The following is a 20,420-nucleotide window of genomic DNA, read 5'->3' as shown; positions in this document are numbered from 1 at the left end:
ATCAACCGGCGCTGCTGTTCGGGGTGCTGTTGGTGCTGCTGACGCCGTGCATCGACTACGTGATCGTGTTCGCCGGCCTCGCCGGAGGAGCCGCCGAGCGCCTACTCGCGGTGGCTCCGCTACTGATGCTCGCGCAGATCCTGCTGCTGCCGGTCTACCTGCTGCTGTTCATCGGTCCCAGCGGTGTCGCGGCCGTCGAGCTCGGCCCGTTCGTGCGCGCGTTCCTGCTGCTCATCGCACTACCCCTGAGCACGGCCGCCGTGACGCAGCGGCTTGCCAAGCGGCACCGCATCGGGCGCGGGATCGAGCGCACCATGGTGGCGCTCATGGTGCCACTGATGGTCGCCACGCTCTTCACCGTCGCGGCCTCCCAAGCGGGAGCCGTGAGCACCGCGGCGTTGCAGTTGCTCGTGCTCATGCCGGTGTACGGGGCGTTCCTCGTCATCATGGCGTTCGTCGGCACGGGCGCCGGGCGCCTGTTCCGCCTCGACATCCCGGCAACCCGAGCCCTGGTGTTCAGCGGTGCCACTCGCAACAGCCTCGTCGTCCTCCCGCTCGCACTCGCACTGCCCGCGTCACTGGCGCTCGCGCCCGTGGTGATCGTCACGCAAACGCTCGTCGAGCTCATCGGCATGGTCGTGTTCGTGCGGCTCGTACCGCGGCTGGTTCAGGACCGAAAATCGGTCCGCTGACCCGGCCGCCACCTGTGAGTAACTCAGGCGCCGAGAGCGCTGATACTTGCGCAATCCGCTGGGGTCATCCGCATGCGGCACAAGCCGCTGGGAGCGGTCAAACGGCAGCCGTCGCGACTCACTGCTCGAGCAGACCGCCCGTGACAAGAACCCCCGCTGCAAGTGCAGCGGGGGTTCTACTCTCGCTGGCAGTCACGTTGTTTCGGATCGATCGTTCGGACCATACGCCGCGATCGCGGCTAGCCCTGCTATCGGAACTACCCTTCGTTTAACCGGCGAAAGACCTCGAAATTCGCCGACATCCGAGAACAGCGAGACCACTCGCAATTAGCAATGCTGCAATGAAGGCCGGGACTGGGGCATCGGTTCCCGATGTAGCCAACCCTTCACGCTCCGGGACGTCTGCCTTGAGGCTGGGGACCTCTGCCCCAGGCCCTGGGCCTGGGGCAGGGCCTGAGCCTAGGGTCGGGGTTGACGCAGCGACTACCTCAGCGCCGGCCAAGGAGACAGAGGACATTGCTGGCGAGCTTGCGAGGACTTCGACCGCTCCGGACGTTTCGCTCGTGATGATCGGAGGTAGGGGTGCTGCGCCGTCCGTCCCTGAGGCCACCGTTTCACTCATGGATCCGTCGGAGAAGGTTGCTGGCCCGGAGAGCTCAAACGTGACTTCCCGATTGGGAATTGCATTCCCTGTGGCGTCCAGGATGCTGACTCCTTGATCGAGGTCCGCCGGAGTAGACGTGAGTAGCGTTCTCCGATCCCCCCCGGGGATCATCGAGACGGGATGGGCGATGCCGTTTACGTTCAGTTCGGAGACGCCCGATGAGCCACCGTACTCCCAGTCTCCCCATGCGTCGAACGCCACGCGAATCGCGGAAGTGGTCAGTGGAGGAATCCTGACGGTGTTCGATACGTCTCGTTCCCGACCAGGTAGTTCGGTGTTGGTCGAGCCGACATCTAGCCAGCTGCCGGTGGCTTCGTCGAGACGCTGAATCGTCCAGGCACGGGGTGGGATGAGTCCCTGGCGTGCATCGTCGGTGGAGTCGCTTGCGAATCGGACGGACAAGCTGTCGATCGTCACGACTTCGGGCCACTGGAGGCCGATCCACTGTTGCCCGATCTTCGGCCATGAGCTCCAGAACGTGTCGGCGCTGCCGTCGACTGTCGAGTCGACCGAGGTCTGATCGGCGGTGTACGACGCGGTACGCGCTGCGAGCGGGGCGATGTCGCCGAGGTACTGCTGGCAGGGGACGGTGACGGTGACGGTTGCCCGGTGATGTTCCTCGTCGATCTCATCGACGCGAACGTTCATGCCGGAGTTGAGGGCGACCGTCTCACCGGCGAGTATGAACTCGTTCCCGACGCTCGAGTCGCCCGGGCGCTCCAGGAGGTCGCCACCAGGACGGTCGACGCTGGAGCGAAGGATCTGAACGCCGGAGATGGTTCGAGGAGTTTCCCAAGGGCTGCTGTACTCGCCGCCATCCGATCGCGCGTCGGCCTTGTCGTTGTACTGCAGCCAATAGAGCGCAGCACTGTTCTGCGGGTCCGCCCAGGTCAGCACTCGAGGTGCGCCGGGGCCGGCGCCGAGGGAGTCGATCTCCGTCGTGCGTGGTTCACCGCAGCTTGGTTGTCGGGTTGCAGAGAGCGTCCCCAGACGAGCGAGGGTCGGTGCCGATAGCGGTGTGAACGTCCACGAGTCACCCATGACGTCAGTGAGGTTGCCGTACTCACTCCGAGGGCAGTCCGGGGCATTGCTTTGTCCGCCATCGTCCCAGCCGCTTGCACACTGGACGCTCGAAGCGTGGTTCAGGGACAGATTGTGCCCGAGCTCGTGGGCGAGCAGGATCGCGTCGGGGCCGCCCTGGAAGGTTCGCCCGCCATCGTCAGGATCCCCGGGCTGTTCACCATTCGCCCAGATCGGGCAGGGGTCTCCGGGCGGGACCATCGCGACCAGGTGTCGCGCGGGTCCTGGTTCCCAGCCGAGCTTGCGAATGATCCAGTCGTGGAGTCCGCCGGTGTTGCTGCACCCGATCGGTTCATCGATGACCTGCCAGTCGATCAAACGCTCCAGCTCGAAACGGACAGCCCCGCCGGTCTCCCGGTTGTAGAACCGGTCCACGAGCTCCAGGGCGCGGCTGGCATCTTCTTTTGCGAACGATGGAGTCGTGCCCTCCGGAGCGACCAACGCGATGGTCACCTGATGAGTCACGATGTCGGCGCGCAGCGGAATGTCGACGTCCACGAAGTCGGCGTCGGCGGCGCTCCTGGACACCGCGGAGACGCCGATTGCTGGGCTCGGTGATCCGGTGTCGATCGGGACGACGTGGTCGTCGATCGGAGCGACTGGAGATCGATCCGGGCCGTCCACGGTGTTCCCGATCAGGGGCCGGTCGTGCAACTCCTGTGCCGACGCGCTCCCCCCGACCAGGAGAGGCACGACGACGAGCCCTACTGCCATCAGGCCGAGTGTGGTCAGGGTGCGTTGGAGTCGGGCGGGTCCGTCTGGACCATTGCGTGAGTATTTGGTCATGGTTCTCCCATTTCGGTGTACATGAACATGCGGAACTGGAGGCTGTGGAGGCTGCGGTACAGGGATCACTGCACGGTGAGAAGCCGCGGGCGTGGATGGTGATGCGGCGAGGGGCGTTCTCCGTCCCCCTCTGAGGAGGCGATACCCGCGGCGGTGCGGTGCACCGATCACGCGGGTGTCTCAATCGTCCGAGTGATCCGTCGACGCATGATCAGCGTGACGACGCCGGAGGCCACGCTCATACCGGCCAGGACTGCGAGCCAGAGGGGAATCGCCACGCCGGTCGTTGGCAAAGAACCGCCGTGCTGGTCGCTGCTGTCGGGGACGCCTACGCCGGGCACGCTCGTTTCGGACGGCACCGGAGCGGGTGTCGGCACGGACGGCCCCTCGCTCGCAGGCACGATGACCGCGTTGCTCAGCCGAGACTCCGTCTCATACCCTCGTTTCCGACCGGTCACTTGGAGCTGGACGGTTCGCTGATCGTCCGAAGGAGCGAGTACCAGCGCCGGCACGGAGCCGAGCAGGTCGCTCTCCGCAGGCACGGGGATCCCATCGACGACCCACTGCGAGGTCAGTGCGACGCCCGGGTCCCATGAGCCGACCGAACCGGTCAGGGAGCGTGACGACTCCGATGTGATCGCCGGGTGCGCCTGGCGCTCGAGTGCGGCCGAGTGCCCTCCCACGCGCAGGACCTCTTCGAAGGAGTTCCCGCGACCTGAGTCGGCGATGTCGGTCGAGATCAACGGCGTTGGCCCGTCGGGCGCATGCGCGGCCACCCAAGCGTGCATACGATCGAGATAGCTCCAGATATCGGTGTTGTTGTAGAAGCCGCCGTGTCCGACGCCTGGCAGAACGGATATCTCGGCCCAATCCGACCCGCCAAGACCTGCGACGGTCTTCTGGAATTCGATGACGCCGCCGTCGAGGTAGTAGTTGTCCTGTTCGCCGACCGAAATGTGGAGTCGGCCATCGAGTGCGGCGCCCAGGTTCCTCTCCGTTGACCAGTTCTGCGTGAGGTACTCGGACATGTCCATGGATTTCCAGTACTTCACCGCGTCGGGGTAGATCTCACCCGTCACCTTGTCCCACGGTTCCAATGGGTAACCGTTCAGGCCTTGCACTCCGAAGACAGCGTTCCAGATGTCCCACTGGAGGTTGGACCGGGAGGATGTCCCGAACACGAGCTCCCACTGGTTCTCCTGCTCGACCGTCGTGAGCACCTGCTCGACACCGCCGGGGAAGCTGCGAACGGAGCCGATCTTCGAACCGTCCGGCCTCGTATAGGCATTGGCGCCAGCGTAGAGGTCGATGTCCTGGTGCTGATTGAAGTCGAGCGAGTCGGGATAGTACGAGAAGGTCGACCCGTACAGGTCCGGTCGGAAGACGGTGTTCGCTACAGCGATCCACCCGCCGGTGGACCCGCCCTCTTGGATACGTGCGTACGGCTCAGCAATGGTGTTGAAGGATGCGTCGAGGTACGGGAGGAGCTCGTCGTTGATCGCATCGCCCCACGGACCGAGGTTCGCCGAGTTGACCGCGTAGGAATCGTCGTAGAACGGAGCCTCGTGACGCAACGTCACGAGAATCATCTTCGGGATCTCGCGTGGAGCACCGTCGGAGTCGGCGATCACTCCGGCATCCCAGGAACGCTGGAAGTCGTCCCAATCCGGGTAGCCGAAAGCGCCGCCTGGACCTGGCCAGTGGCTCTGTGAGAACACGACCGGGTAACGTGTGGTGCTGTCCGCAGCGTTGTAGCCAGCGGGAAGGAGGACATTCGCGCCAATGTACATGTCCCGGTTCCAGAACTCACTGAGCACGGCGCTCCGGACCTTGACGTGCTTGAACGTGTCCGTGTCGCCAAAATTCCCCTGCTGGCACCCGCCTGATTCAGGGCCGGACGGTGAAGCAGGACCGTTCTGGACGGAGAGCACCAGATCGAGTGACTGGGGACCGTTCGTCAGGTCGACATCCAGGATCTCTGACCTGAGACTTCCGGCACCGTCCAATTTCGGGGATCCGTCCCCGCACGGGAACCGAAGGCTGACGGTGGATCCGTCGGCTCTCGTCGCGGACTCGTAGGGCGTGAGGAACGCTTGAACTCGATACCGGCTCGGCGGCAACTCGCCGAGGCTGCGGTACGGGAAGCCGTCGACGACTGATCCCGCCTCCGCAAGGTCGTCTCCGCTGAACGAGGCCGAGCTGTCCTCCCCGAAGTCGCTCACGTCGATACCGAAGGACGCGTTCGGGCCCGAGGCCTCGGTGTTCCAGAGCGGGTCGGCTCCTTGCGGAGCAAAGATCACGACGAGTCGTCCGTCGACGTTCTGCTCGAGAAGGTCCCCCGCGACGGAGACGACGACTTCAGGTGTGGCAGCCTCGGCACCGAATGCGGCTCCCCCACCGACGAGCGGAACACCAACCCCGACCATGAGGAGGCTGACGAGGCCGACTCGGCCCGGCTTCCGCGTTCCGCTGAAACGAGGTCTTCGGCTCTTGTAAGAAATGCTCACAGCTTCTCCAATGTTTGGCGTCGGCAAGTCAAGATGAAGGATAGAAATGGGACGTTTCGGGCGTATTGCCAAGCAACAAATCGCACGGTTGAGAGGGCGAAAGTGCCACCCCAGGACCCTTGCATGAGCGAAACATCACATGAAACAGCCACCATCGGTCGGATCGCTCTACGATCAACACATGGACGCGTTGGACGAGAAACTGTTGAACTTCTTGCGGCAGGACGGCCGTGCCTCATCCGCATCAATCGCACGAAAACTCGGAGTGGCGGCGTCGGCGGTCAAGAGACGAATCGAGTCACTCAAGGCCCGGGGGATCATCACAGGATTCACGGTGGTGACCTCCTCCAGCCAGGGTCCGATCGGCACGGAAGCCCTCGTCGAAGTCTTCTGCCGGGGAAATGTGAGCACTGATGAGCTCCGCAGCCTGCTCGCGGCCAGCCCCACCGTGGTATTCGCCGCTTCGATAGCCGGAGCCGCAGATGCCGTCCTCCTCATGCAAGCCGACTCGGTAGGCGCGATATCGGCAGCCGTCGAGGCCATCCGATCCTCCCCTCGAGTAGAGCGGACCCGGACGTCCGTGGTTTTCGAGCGTCTCTAGCACGTCCGACGGCGTCTGCGCGGCAGCCGGGCTGCGCGGGAGACCGGCTGCTGATGCGACCATCAACTCAACCCTCGGCGTGAGAAGACGACGCTGAACCGTGATCGGACTGCCACCCTGCTCCGACGAGCTCACACCTGGCGACCGCGACTGCGGCGAGACACCGGCCCAGATCGGCCGAGCCTCGCCGCTCTCGTGGTGACTACCGGGTGACCGTGAGTGGCACCGTCGCGGTCAGGATCCCTGCTTCACCGGTTGCGACGAGACCGAACGACCCTCCTGGAGTGTCGGCCGGAATCTTGAGGGTGATTCTCGCTGCGCCGTTGACGTCGGTGTACACCTGCCCGATCCGCACGTCTCCGAGCGTGAGTGACAGGAAGTCCCAACGCTCATAGCCGGAGACGGTCACCGTCACGAACTGGCCGGCCGCCACCTGTTTGCTGGTGACCGATACCTTGGTCGGCGGGTCGGCGGCGATACGCACGGTCACGGACCGCTCGGCCTCCGTGTTCCCGGCCGCGTCGATCGCACGGTAGGTGACGACCGAGTCACCCACCTGACCGAAGATCACAGGACCGGTCACCTCCGTCCACGGGCCGGTGCCGATCCGATACTCGAGGCGCTGCACGCCCGAGTGCGCATCCGTCGCGGACAGCTGGAAGCTGACCGGGTTTCGTGGCGTTCCCGCCCGCGTCGTCGGCGTCGACAGCACCGTGGACTTGGGCGTCGTCTTGTCGATACGCACCGTGGTCGTCCCGTCAGAGCCCGGGACCACGACTGCGTCGCGGATCAGACGGTGGTCGACGAGGGTCTCACCCGTCGTGCCCAGCGAGATCGACCTCGAGTAGGTCTTCCAGGCTCCACCCGCGACGCGGTACTGGATCTTGGCGGTGACACCGGATGGCACTGCGAGCTGCAACAGCACGTTCTGCCGGTACCAGCCGCCGGCCCCCGGATCGGTGGTCGCCACGATGGTCGCGACCGCTCCGGCGGATACCGCGTCGACGATGACCGAGGAGGGCGTCGACACGTTCCCGGCGACGTCGGTCGCTCGGGTCCACACCTCGGTCCGCTCGGCAGCGGCCGCGACGGGCGAAGCGTAGGGGGTCCAGCTCGCGCCACCGTCGAGGCTGAACTCCAGGCTTGCGACACCCGAGGTGATGTCAGCCGCGGAGGCGGACACGGTCCGGGCTACGGCGTCGACGACGGCCGTTACCACCGGCTTTGCGCCGTCGATCGACACGGTGACCACCTGGGTCGACGAGCCGCCGGCCGCGTCGGTCGCGACGATCGTCACCGCGTGGGTGCCGTCGCCTGCGACCTGCACCCCCTGCGGCGACGACTCCACTGCGGCGCCGTCCACGCTGTAGCTCAGTGTCGGAGCGGTACCGGAGTCATCGGTGGCAGTCGCGAGGACCGTCACCGCTCCCGTGTTCCAACCGGCGGCGTTGGGAGCCGGCGCGGTTTCCGCGCTGATCGCCGGGGCCACGTTGACCGCCGACACCGTGCTCGGCGTTCCGACGACCGCGGGAGCGATCACGAAGTAGTCGAGGTTCGGTGCGTAGGCCGACGCGTTTCCGAAGGTGAGTGCGCCGTCGCCCGTGGCGAGCTCGATCGGGATGGTGCGCTCCCAGAAACTGTTCCACGAGTAGGTGTAGCGGAAGTAGGCTTCGGCACTCGCGTCCGACCCGGACTCGTTCACCTGCAGGCGGCGGTCTACGACCTGCGGGTTGTAGTCGTGACTTCCGGCCAACTCCGCGTTCGAGTACCCGACGACGATGTCGTACAGCCCTGGCTGGTCGAAGCCGGCAGCTCGCGGAACGGTGAGCGTGTTGCCAGCACCGTTGCCCACAAAGTCGACGTTCGTCCCACCCGAGGCGTTCGTGCCCGTGGACGCTGCGATCGGGTTCTTCCGTGCTGCACCGGCGACCGTTCCCGCCTCGGCCTCGACTCGCACCGCTGCACTGTCGGCCTCGGTGAACCGCGTGGTGCGGACCTCCTTCACGAGCGCACCGTCGGCAGAGCGGATCTCGATCTCGTTGATGCCCTGCGACAGATGCAGACGAGCCGTGGAGATCCAGTCACCTGCGGCGTCGGCAGCGATGTCGGCGACGCGTCGACCGTTCACGTCGATCGTCACCGCCGTGGCGGCTTCGCTCGCATAATGCACGGCGACATCGTAGTAGCCGGAGTCCCATGCGGTGGCGTACACGTCGGCACGTCCGTCCCCCGCGAGAGCGGCCGCTCCCTCTGCACCGTCCACGGCGTAGGAGAGCTGAGCTCCTCCTGCCAGACGCATGACACTGCTCGGATAGGTGGTGGGCTCTCCCGCCGTGACATCGGTCAGGGTGTACTTGTCGAGCGTGATGTCGGAGTTCGCCAGAACGCTGGTGCCGTTCTCGCTTGCCCGAAGTGACAACACGTGGGAACCGGCCGTGAGGTCGATGACGACTTCAGCGCTTCCCCGGTACTTCCAGCGGCTCGTGTCGTTCAGCGCGAGGTCGGCTGTGTACTGCACGATGGTCGACTTGGTTCCATCCACGAAGAGCACGTGGCGCCCCGGGGTTCCTGGGGTCGCCCCGATGACCTGGAAGCGGTACTTCCCGTCTCGCGGGACCTCGACGGTCCACTCCGACTTCGCGTTCACGTTGTTGAAGGATCCGACGTCGCGTGAGCCGGAGGCCAGGAAGTTCCACCCGCCCTTGTCTGTCGGGCTCTGCTCGTAGGTCTGTGCCCAGGTGAGCTGCGTTGCCTCGGCCTCGATGCTCGTCGACCAGACCGGGTCGTTCACGAGGGTCCGGTCCTGCTCTGGCGTGACGACCACCTGGTAGCCGGCGTACCGGTCGTAGTTCGGGACGTCGAGCGCGAGCGATCCGTCCGACAAGGCGACACCTTCGGAGACGCTGACGACCCGAGGGGTCGCGGAGAGCCCTTCGGCTCCGGTCAGCGGAGCCTCGCGGACCTCGACGTCGACGTTCGCGCCGAACACCTGCGGGTCGAGGCCCGACAGGTCGAGTGACACGGTCGATGCTGACGAACCGCCGTAGAGCACGGTCGCGCGAGCGTTCACGGTATCGACGGCGCCGATGCCCTGGAGCGTGTCGGCGACGTTCAGCTGCGGCGGCGTCACCGCGACGGTCTGACTCCCGGCGAGATCGCCGTACCACTTGAACATCCACCAGCCGGCGTTCGCCGCGCTCGTGCGCGCGGAGTTGTCGGAGAGGTTGCCCGCGTAGTTCCAGTAGGCGGTCTGCGCGTCGACCTTCGTGTCCTCGAACATCGAGAACCACTGGATGAGCTGGCCCGGCACGCTCATGTCACGCAGCAGGCCGTACTCGGTGATGTTGATCTGCAGCGGTGCGATCCCCCGCGCCTGCTCCATCTGCCGGTATTCGGCATAGTGCGACCGGTAGGTGGCGAGGTTGTCGATCCCGAGTTCGTGCCAGATCATGAACTCCGGGATGGTGTCGGTCGCCTTCACGTAGTCGAGCCAGACCGCTGTGCGTTCGGCACGCCAGGCGGCATCACCGGGGCCGCCGATGACCGGGTCAGCCAGTCCATGGCGCGCGTAGACCTCGTGGATCTTGTCGTACGCGGCCTTCCAGTCGGCCATGAAGTACTGGCCGAAGACGTTGCCGTCGCCGTACCAGTTACCGGCGTCCGGTTCGTTGAAGGGGATGAACACGTACCGCTCCGGGTAGGAGGACTGCGTGGCGACGGCTTCGGTGACGATCTCGACGACTTCGAGGTAATCCCATACGCCGTTCCCGCCGTCGACGTAGGTGCCCGTCGCCTGGTCGTAGGTGCGGTCGTCGCCGGGACGCCGACCACCGTTGTAGGCCCAATCGGGGTAGTAGTCCTGCACATAGATGTCCAGGTCTTTGCCGTTCTTGGCGAAGAACCCGTCCTCGATCTTCAAGGCGTCGCCGCTGGGGTGCTGCGTGCCGAACGGCGCCTTCTGCGAGGTGTTGGTGATGTGCGCACCGTTGATGAGGGCCTGAGTGGGCGCTCCCTCGTCGCCGAGGCCGTACAGCGTGCCGCTGGCTCCGCCACGGAACGCGCCGGTCGTACTCGAGAAGTCGACGGCGAGGGTTTCGGAGCCCGCCGCGGCTGCGGCGGCCGGGGCTGCGGCGGGCGGGACGGTGATGACTCCGCCGACGACTGCCGCGAGGGTCGCCAGCGAGAGGAGAGCTTTCTTCATTGAGAGCTGCTTTCGTTGAGGTGGGGCCGCGATGGAAAGCACGGCTCAAATTGATAGCGTTATCATGATAACGGTATCAAGAGCAAAAGACCAGGACCGGTGGTCCGGAGCAGCGACGTCAGGCTCTCGGGCCTGAACTCTCGCGCACGACCACCTGTGGTTCGACCGTGGTGATCGACGCCGTCGGCCTTCCTTGGATCAGCGACAGCAGTTGACCGAAGGCGCGCGAGCCGAGTTCTGCGAAGTCCTGTCGCACGGTGGTGAGTGCGGGCACCCACATCTCAGCGAGAGGATGGTCGTCGAAGCCGACCACGCTGACGTCGTGCGGCACCCGGCGTCCACCGTCCGCCAGCCCTCGGATGACGCCCATCGCGATCTCGTCGTTGCCGCAGAAGACGGCTGTGACGTCGGGGCGAGCCGCGAGCTCCGTCCCGATGCTCCGACCGCTCGCCGGCTCCCATCCGGCATCGATGACCGGCGGGATCAATGCGCCGCGCAGTTTGAGGGCGTTCCGCCAACCGGTGGTCCGGCCGTCCTCGCGACGCGAGGGCGGGATCCGCACGTGGTGGACGGTTTCGTGGCCGAGGTCGAGCAGATGGGCGATGAGCTTCTGTGCAGCCGCGGACTCCGAGAGCAGGGCCTGCGGGACCCCCTTCTCGCGCACGCCTGAGATGGAGACGGTGTGGATGTCCTCAGGCAGCCGCTTCAGCACGGCGACACCTGCCGGGTCGAACTTGAGGACGATGATCCCGGCGATGCTCTGCCCGAGGACCAGGTCGACGGCGTCGTCGAGGCGATCCTCGGCGTTGTCCTCCACCTTGGTGATCGAGACGAGGTAGCCGCTGTTGCGAGCGCTCTCCTCGACGCCGCGGATGGTCTCCGCATACCCGTAGCGGGACGTATCCCCGGCGAACACGGCGATCATCTTGGGCTGCCGTGCAACGAGCGCGCGCGCCGCGGCGCTGGGCCGGAAGTTGAGCGTCTTGATCGCCCGCTCGACCCGCTCGCGTTTCTCGTCGCTCACCCGAGCCGCTCCGGTGAGCACCCTGGACACGGTCGGCACGGAGACCCCGGCGAGACGGGCGACGTCACCGATGACGATCGCGCGTCCACGACCGTCTTCACCTGCACTCACGCTACGAACCCCCAAGACGTCACGGTCCCTTACTTTACGGCTCCGCTGGTGATGCCCGAGATGATCTTGCGCTGCATCACCACGAAGGTGATCAGCAACGGCAGGCTCATCAGGATGATGTAGGCGAAGATCAGGTGCCAGTTCTGCAGATACAGCCCCGCGCTCGCGACCTCGTAGAGGTTGAGCGGCAAGGTGTCGAGCCGTCCGCCGACCACGAAGAGGGCGTAGAAGACGTCGTTCCAGATGTAGAGGCAGATCAGGATCGTCGCCGTCGCCAGGGTCGGTCCGAGCAGCGGGAAGATGATCCGGAAGAACACCCCGAACGGCCCGACACCGTCGACGCGCGCGGCTTCCTCCAGTTCGACCGGGATGGTGCGGACGAACCCGGTGACGAAGAAGATGACGGTCGACAGGTACATGCCCATATAGACGCCGATCATGCCGACGGCGGTGCCGGCCAAGCCGATCTGACGCAGCAGTAGGACGACGGTGACGACCGCGGGTGGAAGGACGATGCCGCTGATCGCGAGGGCGTAGACGATCGCCATGACCCGGCTGGAGCGGCGCGCGAGGACCCACGACGCCATCGCTCCCAGGAGCAGCACGCCGACCACCGCGGGCACCATGATGAGCAGGCTCCCGAAGAACGCCGGCGCCATGTTCCCCTGGGTGAACACCTGCCCGAAGTTCTCGAACAGCTGCCAGTTCGTCGGCGGCACCAGGTTGGGGTCGAACGCCTCCTCCTGTGACTTCCCGGCGGTGATGATCACCAGATAGAACGGGACGCCCAGGAGCGTGACGACTGCCGTCAGGGCGACGACGGGTTGGACGAGGTGCTTCCATGACCGGTGCACTGGCCGACGGACGGGCCGCGAGGAGGTTGTGGCGGACGCGTTCGCGCGACTGGTGGTGAGGGTGCTCACAGGACGTCTTCTCTCTTGCGGAGGAACCGGATGACGGGGAAGGCGAGGATCGCGACCATGAGGAAGAGCGCGAGGCTCATGGTGGTCGCTTGAGCGAAGAGCCCCTGCCCGAAGGTGCGGAACACGAAGATGTTCAGCAGCTCGGTGCTCCCGCCCGGCCCACCACCCGTGGTCGCCTGGACGATGTCGAAGCCGTTCATGGATCCGAGGAGCGAGGTCGCGACGTTGAAGGTGACGGCCGGTGCGAGGAGGGGGAAGACGATGGTGCGGAACGTCGTCCACCAGCCCGCGCCGTCGAGGCGAGCCGCCTCCTTGAGATCTTCGTTGATGGTCTTGAGCCCTGCCAGGTAGATGAGCATCGACAGCCCCATCCACTTCCAGGAGTGGATGAGGGCGACGACGACGATCGTCCAGGTGGTGTCGCCGAGCCAGGCCGTCGTCACCGACGTGCCGGTGAGGGCGCTGAGCACCTGGTTGAGGCCGCCCTCGGGCTTCAACAGCGCCTGGAACACGTAGCCGACCGCGAGTGCCGACATCACGACGGGGACGAAGAAGGCGACGCGCGCGATCCGGTTGACGCGGGTGTCACGCTCGAGCAGGAGGGCGAGGATGAGGCCGAAGAGGTTCTGGAACAGGGCGACGAGCAGTGCGTAGACGAGCGTGATGCGAAGGTCGCGCAGCAGTGTGCCGTTCGAAAGGAGGTCCTGCACGTTGGAGAACCCGACGAAGTTGATCTCGGACTTGAAGCTCGACCAATCGGTGAACGCGTAGACGAAGTTGAAGATCGTCGGGACGAAGAAGAACACGACGAGGACCAGCAATGCCGGGGCGATGAACCATGCAGGATGGTCCTGCTTCTGCCGCGCCGTCGCCCCGCGCGGATCGAGTCTCACCGGCCGGGGCTTCGGGAGGATGGACGTTGTCGTTGCCATGATCTGTGGTTCCTTCGCGCCGATGCGGAGCAGTGGTACGGGTTGGGAGCCGGGCCCGAGACTTGGGGGGTGTCTCGGACCCGGCGGCTGAGGGAGGTGGCGATCTCGATCGCCACCCTGACCGCTGTGGGCTAGAAGCCGGAGACGCCCTGGGCCTTGGCGAGCTCCTCGAACTGCTCCTGGGTGGCCTGCGTCACTTCGGTGGCGGTCATGGTGCCCTGGATCATGTTGGTGAGATTGATCCAGAAGTCGGGGTTGGCGACGGCTTGCGCCTGCATGGAACCGACGGAGTCCTTGATCGATGCGTGAACGTCGAGGAGTGCCTGCGGAACCGTGTCGGGCGTGGTGGCCCCCTTCAGCAGTGACGGCGTCGACTGGGTGTCGATGAAGTCCTGGTAGCCGTCGCCGAGCCAGTAGCTGAGGAACTGACGTGCCGCCGCCTCGCGCTTCTCGTCGCCGGTCTTGAAGGCGACTAGGGCGTTGCTCTGGTCGGGGATGAAGGTGCCGACGTTGCCCTTCGGCGAGATCGGGAAGAAGCCGATCTTGTCGTTGAGCTCAGCGGTGTCCGCCTTCGCCTGCAACTGGTTGAAGAAGGAGTTGACCTGCACGACCATGGCCGCGTCACCGGCGAGGAGGGCGTCGCCCTGATCTTCGAAGGTCGAGGTCTTGATGTTCTCGTTGAACAGGCCCTCCTCGATCAGCCCCTGGTAGGTGTCGACCGCTCCCTGGATGGTGGGATCGGTGAACTTCTCCTCGTTCGCGTTGACGCGGTCCCAGAGACCGTCGGCGGCGGCGTCGGCGAGCTGCACTTGGACCCACCACTGCGTGGACCACCCGGGATCACCCATCTCGTAGAACGGTGTCACGCCCTGCGACTTCAACCCGCGGCCGAGCTCGACGAGCTCCTCGAAGCTCTTCGGCGTCTCCGTGACGCCGGCCTTCGCGAGCACCTCCTTGTTGTAGTAGACGCCCTCGACCGCCGGGCTCGAGACGAGCGCCGCGTACCGGGTGTTGTCGAGGAGCCCGGTGAGGTCGCCGAAGTTCGCGTCGTAGTTCTCGACCCACGGAGCGCCGTCCAGCGACTGCAGGTTCGTCTTCGCGTTCAGTGCGGTGAGCTGCGAGGCGGTCGGCTGCCAGAAGGCGAGGTCCGGCTTGTCGCCGGTCGCTACCTTGGTCTGGATCCCCTGTTCGTACGGGTCGGGGATCGTGACGACGTCGACCTTCGCTCCGGTGAGCTTCTCGAACCCCTTGATGACGCTCTCCGGCGTCTTGTTCGAGTTCTGCGCGGCCCAGATGGTTAGGGTGGTGCCGTCGAGCTTGGTGTCCTGCGCAGGCCACGACGCAGGCGCGTCAGAGCCGCCACCGGCGGAGGGGTCCGAGCAGCCGGTCAGTGCGACCGCTGCGACTGCGGCCGTCGCGACGACGGCCTTCCAGGAATTCTTCATTGAACGTCCAACCTTTTCTTCAGGCGCCTCGGGGTTGAGGCTAGTTGTGTTTTGGTGCCTCCGGGGAGGAGATGGGGGTCAGTCCGATGCCGGGCCGACGGAGATCAGGCGGGCTGCCGGCCCAGGTGAGGCATTGGTGATGCTCAGGATTCCGGTGTCCGGATTCCAGTGGTGCTCCCAGGCGGGCAGGCCCGAAGGGAAGACGGTGGAGACGGCGATCGGTCGACCGACGTGTCGGGGCAGGTGCAGCTGGACAACGGAGTCGCCCTGTCGATCCCAGATCCCGACGACGGTGCGTCGGTCCGCGACGAGTGCGAGCGCGACCACCGGGTCGTCCCATCCGGGAAGGCCCAGCGGCCATGCCGGAATCGCCGTGCGGATGTGCGCTCGCAGCTCCTTCGCGACCGTGACGGCCTCAGCGACGACGGCAAGCTGCTGATTCGACATCCGGTTGAGGTAGCCGGAGAGGAAGAAGCGCCCGAGCAGGCCGGTGATGAGAGCGGAGGCAGCAGCTTCTTCATCCATCTCCGGCTGCGGGTAGGCCCAGCTGGCCGCCTGCTCCGGAAGCATGACCATCGGCGCGGAGGCGGCGATCGGTGGATACAGCTGTGGGTCCTGCTGGTCCGACGTCGACTGCACCTGCAGCCGCGACAGGATGGCGAAGTCACTGCGCATCGCTCCGGAAGCGCAGTTCTCGAGCACGAGACCCGGGTGACGGTCGAGGACCGAGTCGAGCCACGCGAGGTGTGCGCGGTTCACCTCGAGGAGGCCGGAACCGACGCTGTCCGCGTAGCGGTCGGGACCGGCACCGGGCGTGACGTTGTAGTCGAGTTTGAAATAACCGACGCCGTATCGGCCGACCAATCGCTCGACGACCTCGTCGAGGTGCGCTCGGGCCGCCGGGTGACGCAGGTCCAGCAGGTACCGCTCGTGTTCGACGATGCGCTGCCCGTGGCGTGAGAGGAAGGCATCCCGAGGCAAGCGGGCTGCAGCCGGGCTGTGCACCCCGATCACTTCCGGCTCGAGCCAGAGACCAACGACCATCCCGGCGTCCGTGATCGCGTCGACGACCTCCTCGAACCCGCCCGGGAACCGGACCTGCGACGGTGTCCAGTCGCCCACGGAGTTCCACCAGTCGCCACCGTCGTCATACCAGCCGGCGTCGATACAGAAGATCTCCGCGCCCACCTCAGCCGCTGCGGCGATCAATGGCAGGAGGAGCTCCGTCGAGGGATCACCGTTCAGCGTGTTCATGTAGTCGTTGTAGATGATGGGCATCGCCGTGTTGTCGACATGGTCCCGACGGACGGCCCGGCGGTAGCGGGTGAGCTCACCGATGACTGCTTCGACGTCGGCTCCGAACGCGACCGCGACCGGGACGGATTCGAACCGCTCCCCCGCGCGCAGCACACGGGTGAACTGATGGTCGATGTCGGTGGGGCCAGAGAGCGCAAGATACACGTCGGCGTCGTCCTCGCCCAGCTCCCATCGCCACGCACCGTTGTGCTCGATCTGCCAGCCCCAAGCAGCACCGAACGTCGCCGACTCAACGACGCCGACCGGAAGGTTCGCCCCGGTCGACCAGGTGCCGTCCGACGTGACCGAGATCGAACCGCGCGGATTGTGTCCGGTGAGCGCCGCCGCGAGGTCGGGAAGGAGGAAGCCGTCGAGGGGGCGCCGTTCCCAGCGCCCCTCAGCCAGCCAGTCATTCACCCCGCTGATGAGGTGCCATGACCGAGGGTCCGCTTCGGCACCGCTCGGGTGTCCGAGATAGCCAGACCAGCTGGGCAGGCATCGGACGACGAACTCGGCATCGATGTCGGTGTTCTCGAGCTGCGTCGTACTCCGGATCACGGTGGTCCCCCGCGCAACGAAGTAGGAGGCCGTCAGCCGGAGACCGTCGAAGCCGGCCGAGCAGTGCACCAGCAGGGACTCTCCGGCCGAGTCGCTCTGCAGCTCATGTCCGATGTACCGGAGGGAGTCGCCCACGGAACCGTGGACCAGGCGGTTGCTCGCCGGGCTGTGCCCGGTCGACACCAGGATGACGTCGACGAGCGGTAGGGCTGTCGGGAAGTCCAGCGCCGGGCCGTCCGTCGCGACGATGCGACGGAGGTGGGGCGCGCCGTCCTCGGGCACCTCGATGGTGACGCGGAGTCGACCGGCGTTCCAGTCGATGCTCCGCGTTTCCGGGGTGGGTGCTGCTGAGCTCTCGGTGAGCGAAAAAACCACGGCGTACTCCTGCTCTCAACACGCGACTCCGATGTCCGTGCGCTTTCATGATAGCGGTATCAAGGTCAATCGCAAGAGAAAGTTTCCTTCAATACCGGGGAAGGACGCCGTGGTACGCAAATCGTGAGAAATCGCTATCAAGCCACTACGTCGAAGCGCAGGGAGAGGTCCGGGTACACGACTCCTCTTTTATGGACCAAGTACAGATATTTGTGAACGCGTGTGTCGTCCTGTGTGACGCCGTACGACGCAGCCGCCGCGACGCTCGAGCGCGATCGTCCATGCTCATGCGCATGATCCGACTCGAACAGCTCACCAAGGTCTACGGTGACGGCGATCACGCCGTGACCGTCCTCGACCGACTCGACTTCTCGGTCGAGGCACGCGAGATCTTCGCCGTCGTCGGTCCAAGCGGAGCAGGCAAGAGCACCCTCGCCGCCTGCGTGAACCTGCTCGAGCGGCCGTCTTCGGGTTCGGTCGTCGTAAACGGTGAAACCCTGTCGCAGCTCTCGGAGGAGCAGCTCCGCGCGGCACGCCGCCGGATTGGAACGGTCTTCCAATCTGACGGACTGTTCAGCCGACGCACCGCCGCGCAGAACGTCGCCCTCCCACTCGAATACCTGGGCGCCACGAAGGCCGAGACGAAGCAGCGGGTCGCTGAGCTCCTCGACCGTGTCGGCCTCGCAGATCGCGCGAAGGCCTATCCGCATCAGCTGTCCGGTGGCCAACGTCAGCGCGTCGGCATCGCCCGCGCACTGGCACTCAGACCGTCGGTCCTGCTCTCGGACGAGGCGACCTCGGGGCTCGACCCTGCTGCCACCACCGCGATCACGTCGCTCCTCAAGGAATTGCGAGACGACCTCGGGCTGTCGATCCTCTTCATCACGCACGAGATGGAGACCGTGCGACAGGTCGCCGACTCGGTCGCCCGGCTCGACCACGGGCACATCGTCGAGTCCGGACGGCTCGTCGACCTCCTGCGCGACCCGACCTCGCCGCTGGGACTCGCACTGAATCCCGTGCGGCCATCGGCCATCCCTGCCCCCGGACTCACGGAGTGGATCGTCTCCTACGCCTCGGCCGATGTGCCCACTGACTGGGTGACGCGTCTGTCCGACGCGGTCGGGCCGGTCTCGCTCCTCGGTGCGGCGATCGAGACGATCGACGGCCAGGCCGTCGGACACGCGACGATCGCGCTGGCTTCGACTGACGAGCCCCGCATCACGGCCGCAGCGACCCGCCTCGGTCTGTCGATCCGCTCGGTCGTACCGCTGAGCGTGCAGGACCTCGTCGCATGAGTACCATCACCGCTGGCGCGCTCCACACCGGCAACCAGGTGCCAATCGCCGACATCCCGGCACTCGTCTTCCCGGCGCTCGGTGAAACACTCATCATGGTGGGGATCGTCATGGCGATCGTCGTCGTCGTCGGCATCCCGCTCGGCGCTGCGGTGCACAACCTGGCCCCCGGCGGTCTCTTCGAGAACCGAGTCGCCCATCAGGCGCTCAGCTGGGTCATCAGCATTGGCCGGTCGCTGCCGTTCCTCATCCTCATGGCGGCGATCATGCCGTTCACCCGGTTACTCACGGGAACCAACATCGGGATCGCCGCGGCCGTCGTGCCGATGTCGATCGCCGGGGTCGCATTCTTCACGCGGATCGTGGAGAACTCTCTGCGCAGCGTGCCGATCGCGCTGACCCGCGTAGCCCGCGCGTCGGGGGCTTCTCGACTGCAGGTCATCAGGAGCGCGCAGTTGAGTGAAGCGGTCCCGCAGATCATCGGCGGACTGACGATCAACACCATCGCAATGATCGAGTACTCCGCGATCGCCGGCACGATCGGCGCCGGTGGCATCGGCTACGTCGCGGTCACCTATGGCTACCAGCGCTTCGACAACACGGTGATGCTCGCCACGATTGTCATTCTCGTGGCCACCGTGGCACTCGTCCAGCTCGGAGGCGACGCCCTTGTCCGCGCCACGACGCCCAGCGCCGCGAAGTCCTCCCCAACCGGGGTCCGCCGCACGCCGCGACCTGTCTCGGTCTGACCTCGCACCGTTTCTTCACCCGCACACACACTCGTCTTCCATCGAAAGGAATCACCATGTCCTCAGACACCGAGCTCGGCTTCGAGCTGAAGAAGAAGCGCCGTTGGCCTTGGATCGCGGGCGGCGCCGTTGTCGCCCTCGGCATCGCATCGATCATCGTCGTCCCGCAGCTCCTCCCCTCCGCATCCGCCAACGAGCAGGAGGGCGCGACCCTGTACGTCGCAACGGCTGAGGGCAACGCGTCCGAGCAGGCGCTCGTGAACTTCGTCGCGAAGGAGGTCGCCCCGAAGTACGGCATCACGGTCGAGTTCAAAGGCCTTTCCGACAGCAACACGATCAACCGCGCCGTGAACGATGGTGAGGTCGCGGCGACCGTCTACCAGCACAAGCTCTGGCTCGGCCAGGTGTTGGAAGCCAACCCCGACTTTGAGGAGGAGGCGGCGATCCCGGTGTTCCGTTGGGGCTTCGGTCTCTGGAGCGACAAGTACGGCGATGTCAGCGAGATTCCCGACGGCGGCACCATCTCGCTGTACTCCGACCCGGCGAACGAAGCGCAAGGGCTCTGGTTGCTGCAGAGCGCTGGGCTCATCACCTTTAAGGCCGGTACGGAACCGGGGACCGCGACGCAGGACGACATCGAGTCGAATCCGAAGAACCTCACGTTCACGCTGCTCGACTTCGCCGCGCAGTCGCGTGCGCTACCCGACCTCGATGCGGCCGTCGGCTACACCGAGTACTACCTCGCAGCGAACATTCCGATCGAGCAGCAGATCTATGCACCGCAGGCGCCCGACGACTTCGCCGGCCAGCTCACGATCGGCACGAAGTACAAGGACACGGAGAACATCAAGAAGCTGATCCAGGCGTTCCGGGACCCCGCGGTGCAGGAGTTCCTTGCCACGGACCCGACCGTCAAGGGCATCCTCCTCCCCCTCGACGGCAAGTGAGGTCTGTGGCCGGGCCGGCGCTCGGCGTGTCCGGCCAGCATGGTCGTGATCACGGTTATGGCGCTGCCTCACATGCGTTCGCATCGGGCCTCGGGACAACACGACGGCACCGACCGCCGTAAATGACCAGGATCCACTCGGGGAACCGGCACGTACGGAAGTCCACGCTGGTCCATCGCTGTGCCCGACAGCTCGCCACGGCTCGCGGCTACGGGTGCGAATGAGGATCTG

General features: G+C 65.7%; 13 protein-coding genes. 5 read left to right on the top strand and 8 right to left on the bottom strand.

All coding sequences use genetic code 11. The features are described 5' to 3' along the window. A partial coding sequence (locus QRN26_RS18065; protein ID WP_285037793.1) for a bile acid:sodium symporter occupies nucleotides 1-692 on the top strand: 692 nt, incomplete at its 5' end. Nucleotides 693-960: 268 nt separating this feature from the next. On the opposite strand, the gene QRN26_RS18060 is transcribed toward QRN26_RS18065, so the two are convergent. Further along, a complete protein-coding gene (locus tag QRN26_RS18060; protein ID WP_285037792.1) occupies nucleotides 961-3,150 on the bottom strand; it encodes an anaphase-promoting complex subunit 10 family protein in 2,190 nt (729 codons plus the stop codon). Between the two features lie 239 nt (nucleotides 3,151-3,389). After that, nucleotides 3,390-5,444 (bottom strand): alpha/beta hydrolase-fold protein, encoded by a 2,055-nt coding sequence (locus QRN26_RS18055; protein ID WP_285037791.1) that lies wholly within the window; start codon nucleotides 5,442-5,444, stop codon nucleotides 3,390-3,392. 466 nt (nucleotides 5,445-5,910) lie between these two features. On the opposite strand from QRN26_RS18055, the gene QRN26_RS18050 reads away from it, so the two are divergent. Next, nucleotides 5,911-6,330, top strand: coding sequence for an Lrp/AsnC family transcriptional regulator (locus QRN26_RS18050; RefSeq protein ID WP_285037790.1), 420 nt, complete (start codon nucleotides 5,911-5,913; stop codon nucleotides 6,328-6,330). A gap of 202 nt (nucleotides 6,331-6,532) precedes the next feature. Here the strand turns inward: QRN26_RS18050 and QRN26_RS18045 are convergent, their stop codons facing one another. The 6 genes from QRN26_RS18045 to QRN26_RS18020 form a co-directional block, all read right to left on the bottom strand. Next, nucleotides 6,533-10,531 (bottom strand): OmpL47-type beta-barrel domain-containing protein, encoded by a 3,999-nt coding sequence (locus QRN26_RS18045; protein ID WP_285037789.1) that lies wholly within the window; start codon nucleotides 10,529-10,531, stop codon nucleotides 6,533-6,535. Between the two features lie 118 nt (nucleotides 10,532-10,649). Then, nucleotides 10,650-11,666 (bottom strand): LacI family DNA-binding transcriptional regulator, encoded by a 1,017-nt coding sequence (locus QRN26_RS18040; RefSeq protein ID WP_285037788.1) that lies wholly within the window; start codon nucleotides 11,664-11,666, stop codon nucleotides 10,650-10,652. Between the two features lie 29 nt (nucleotides 11,667-11,695). After that, a complete protein-coding gene (locus tag QRN26_RS18035; RefSeq protein ID WP_285037787.1) occupies nucleotides 11,696-12,589 on the bottom strand; it encodes a carbohydrate ABC transporter permease in 894 nt (297 codons plus the stop codon). Then, the gene (locus QRN26_RS18030; RefSeq protein WP_285037786.1) at nucleotides 12,586-13,521 is read right to left on the bottom strand and encodes a carbohydrate ABC transporter permease; all 936 of its coding nucleotides are present in this window, start codon (nucleotides 13,519-13,521) and stop codon (nucleotides 12,586-12,588) included. The genes QRN26_RS18035 and QRN26_RS18030 overlap by 4 nt, the downstream gene beginning before the upstream one ends. Before the next feature lie 131 nt (nucleotides 13,522-13,652). Further along, nucleotides 13,653-14,966, bottom strand: coding sequence for an ABC transporter substrate-binding protein (locus tag QRN26_RS18025; protein ID WP_285037785.1), 1,314 nt, complete (start codon nucleotides 14,964-14,966; stop codon nucleotides 13,653-13,655). Nucleotides 14,967-15,044: 78 nt separating this feature from the next. Next, nucleotides 15,045-17,195, bottom strand: a complete 2,151-nt coding sequence (locus QRN26_RS18020; RefSeq protein WP_285037784.1) for a glycoside hydrolase family 36 protein — start codon at nucleotides 17,193-17,195, stop codon at nucleotides 15,045-15,047. Nucleotides 17,196-17,488: 293 nt separating this feature from the next. Here QRN26_RS18020 and QRN26_RS18015 point away from each other — a divergent pair, with 293 nt between their 5' ends. Genes QRN26_RS18015 through QRN26_RS18005 form a run of 3 tightly spaced genes read left to right on the top strand, consistent with a single transcriptional unit; the run spans nucleotide 17,489 to nucleotide 20,189 of the window. Next, nucleotides 17,489-18,493, top strand: coding sequence for a methionine ABC transporter ATP-binding protein (locus tag QRN26_RS18015; protein ID WP_285037783.1), 1,005 nt, complete (start codon nucleotides 17,489-17,491; stop codon nucleotides 18,491-18,493). After that, nucleotides 18,490-19,242: a methionine ABC transporter permease gene (locus QRN26_RS18010; protein ID WP_285037782.1), complete on the top strand. Its 753-nt coding sequence runs from the start codon at nucleotides 18,490-18,492 to the stop codon at nucleotides 19,240-19,242. The genes QRN26_RS18015 and QRN26_RS18010 overlap by 4 nt, the downstream gene beginning before the upstream one ends. A gap of 56 nt (nucleotides 19,243-19,298) precedes the next feature. Next, complete coding sequence (locus QRN26_RS18005; RefSeq protein ID WP_285037781.1) at nucleotides 19,299-20,189, top strand: MetQ/NlpA family ABC transporter substrate-binding protein; 891 nt, start codon at nucleotides 19,299-19,301, stop codon at nucleotides 20,187-20,189. Nucleotides 20,190-20,420: the final 231 nt, after the last annotated feature.

It is taken from the genome of Plantibacter sp. ME-Dv--P-095, assembly GCF_030209365.1.
In the GTDB taxonomy this organism is placed as follows: domain Bacteria; phylum Actinomycetota; class Actinomycetes; order Actinomycetales; family Microbacteriaceae; genus Plantibacter.
Note: the sequence above shows the minus strand (reverse complement) of the source record. Positions and strands in the feature narration are given on the sequence as shown.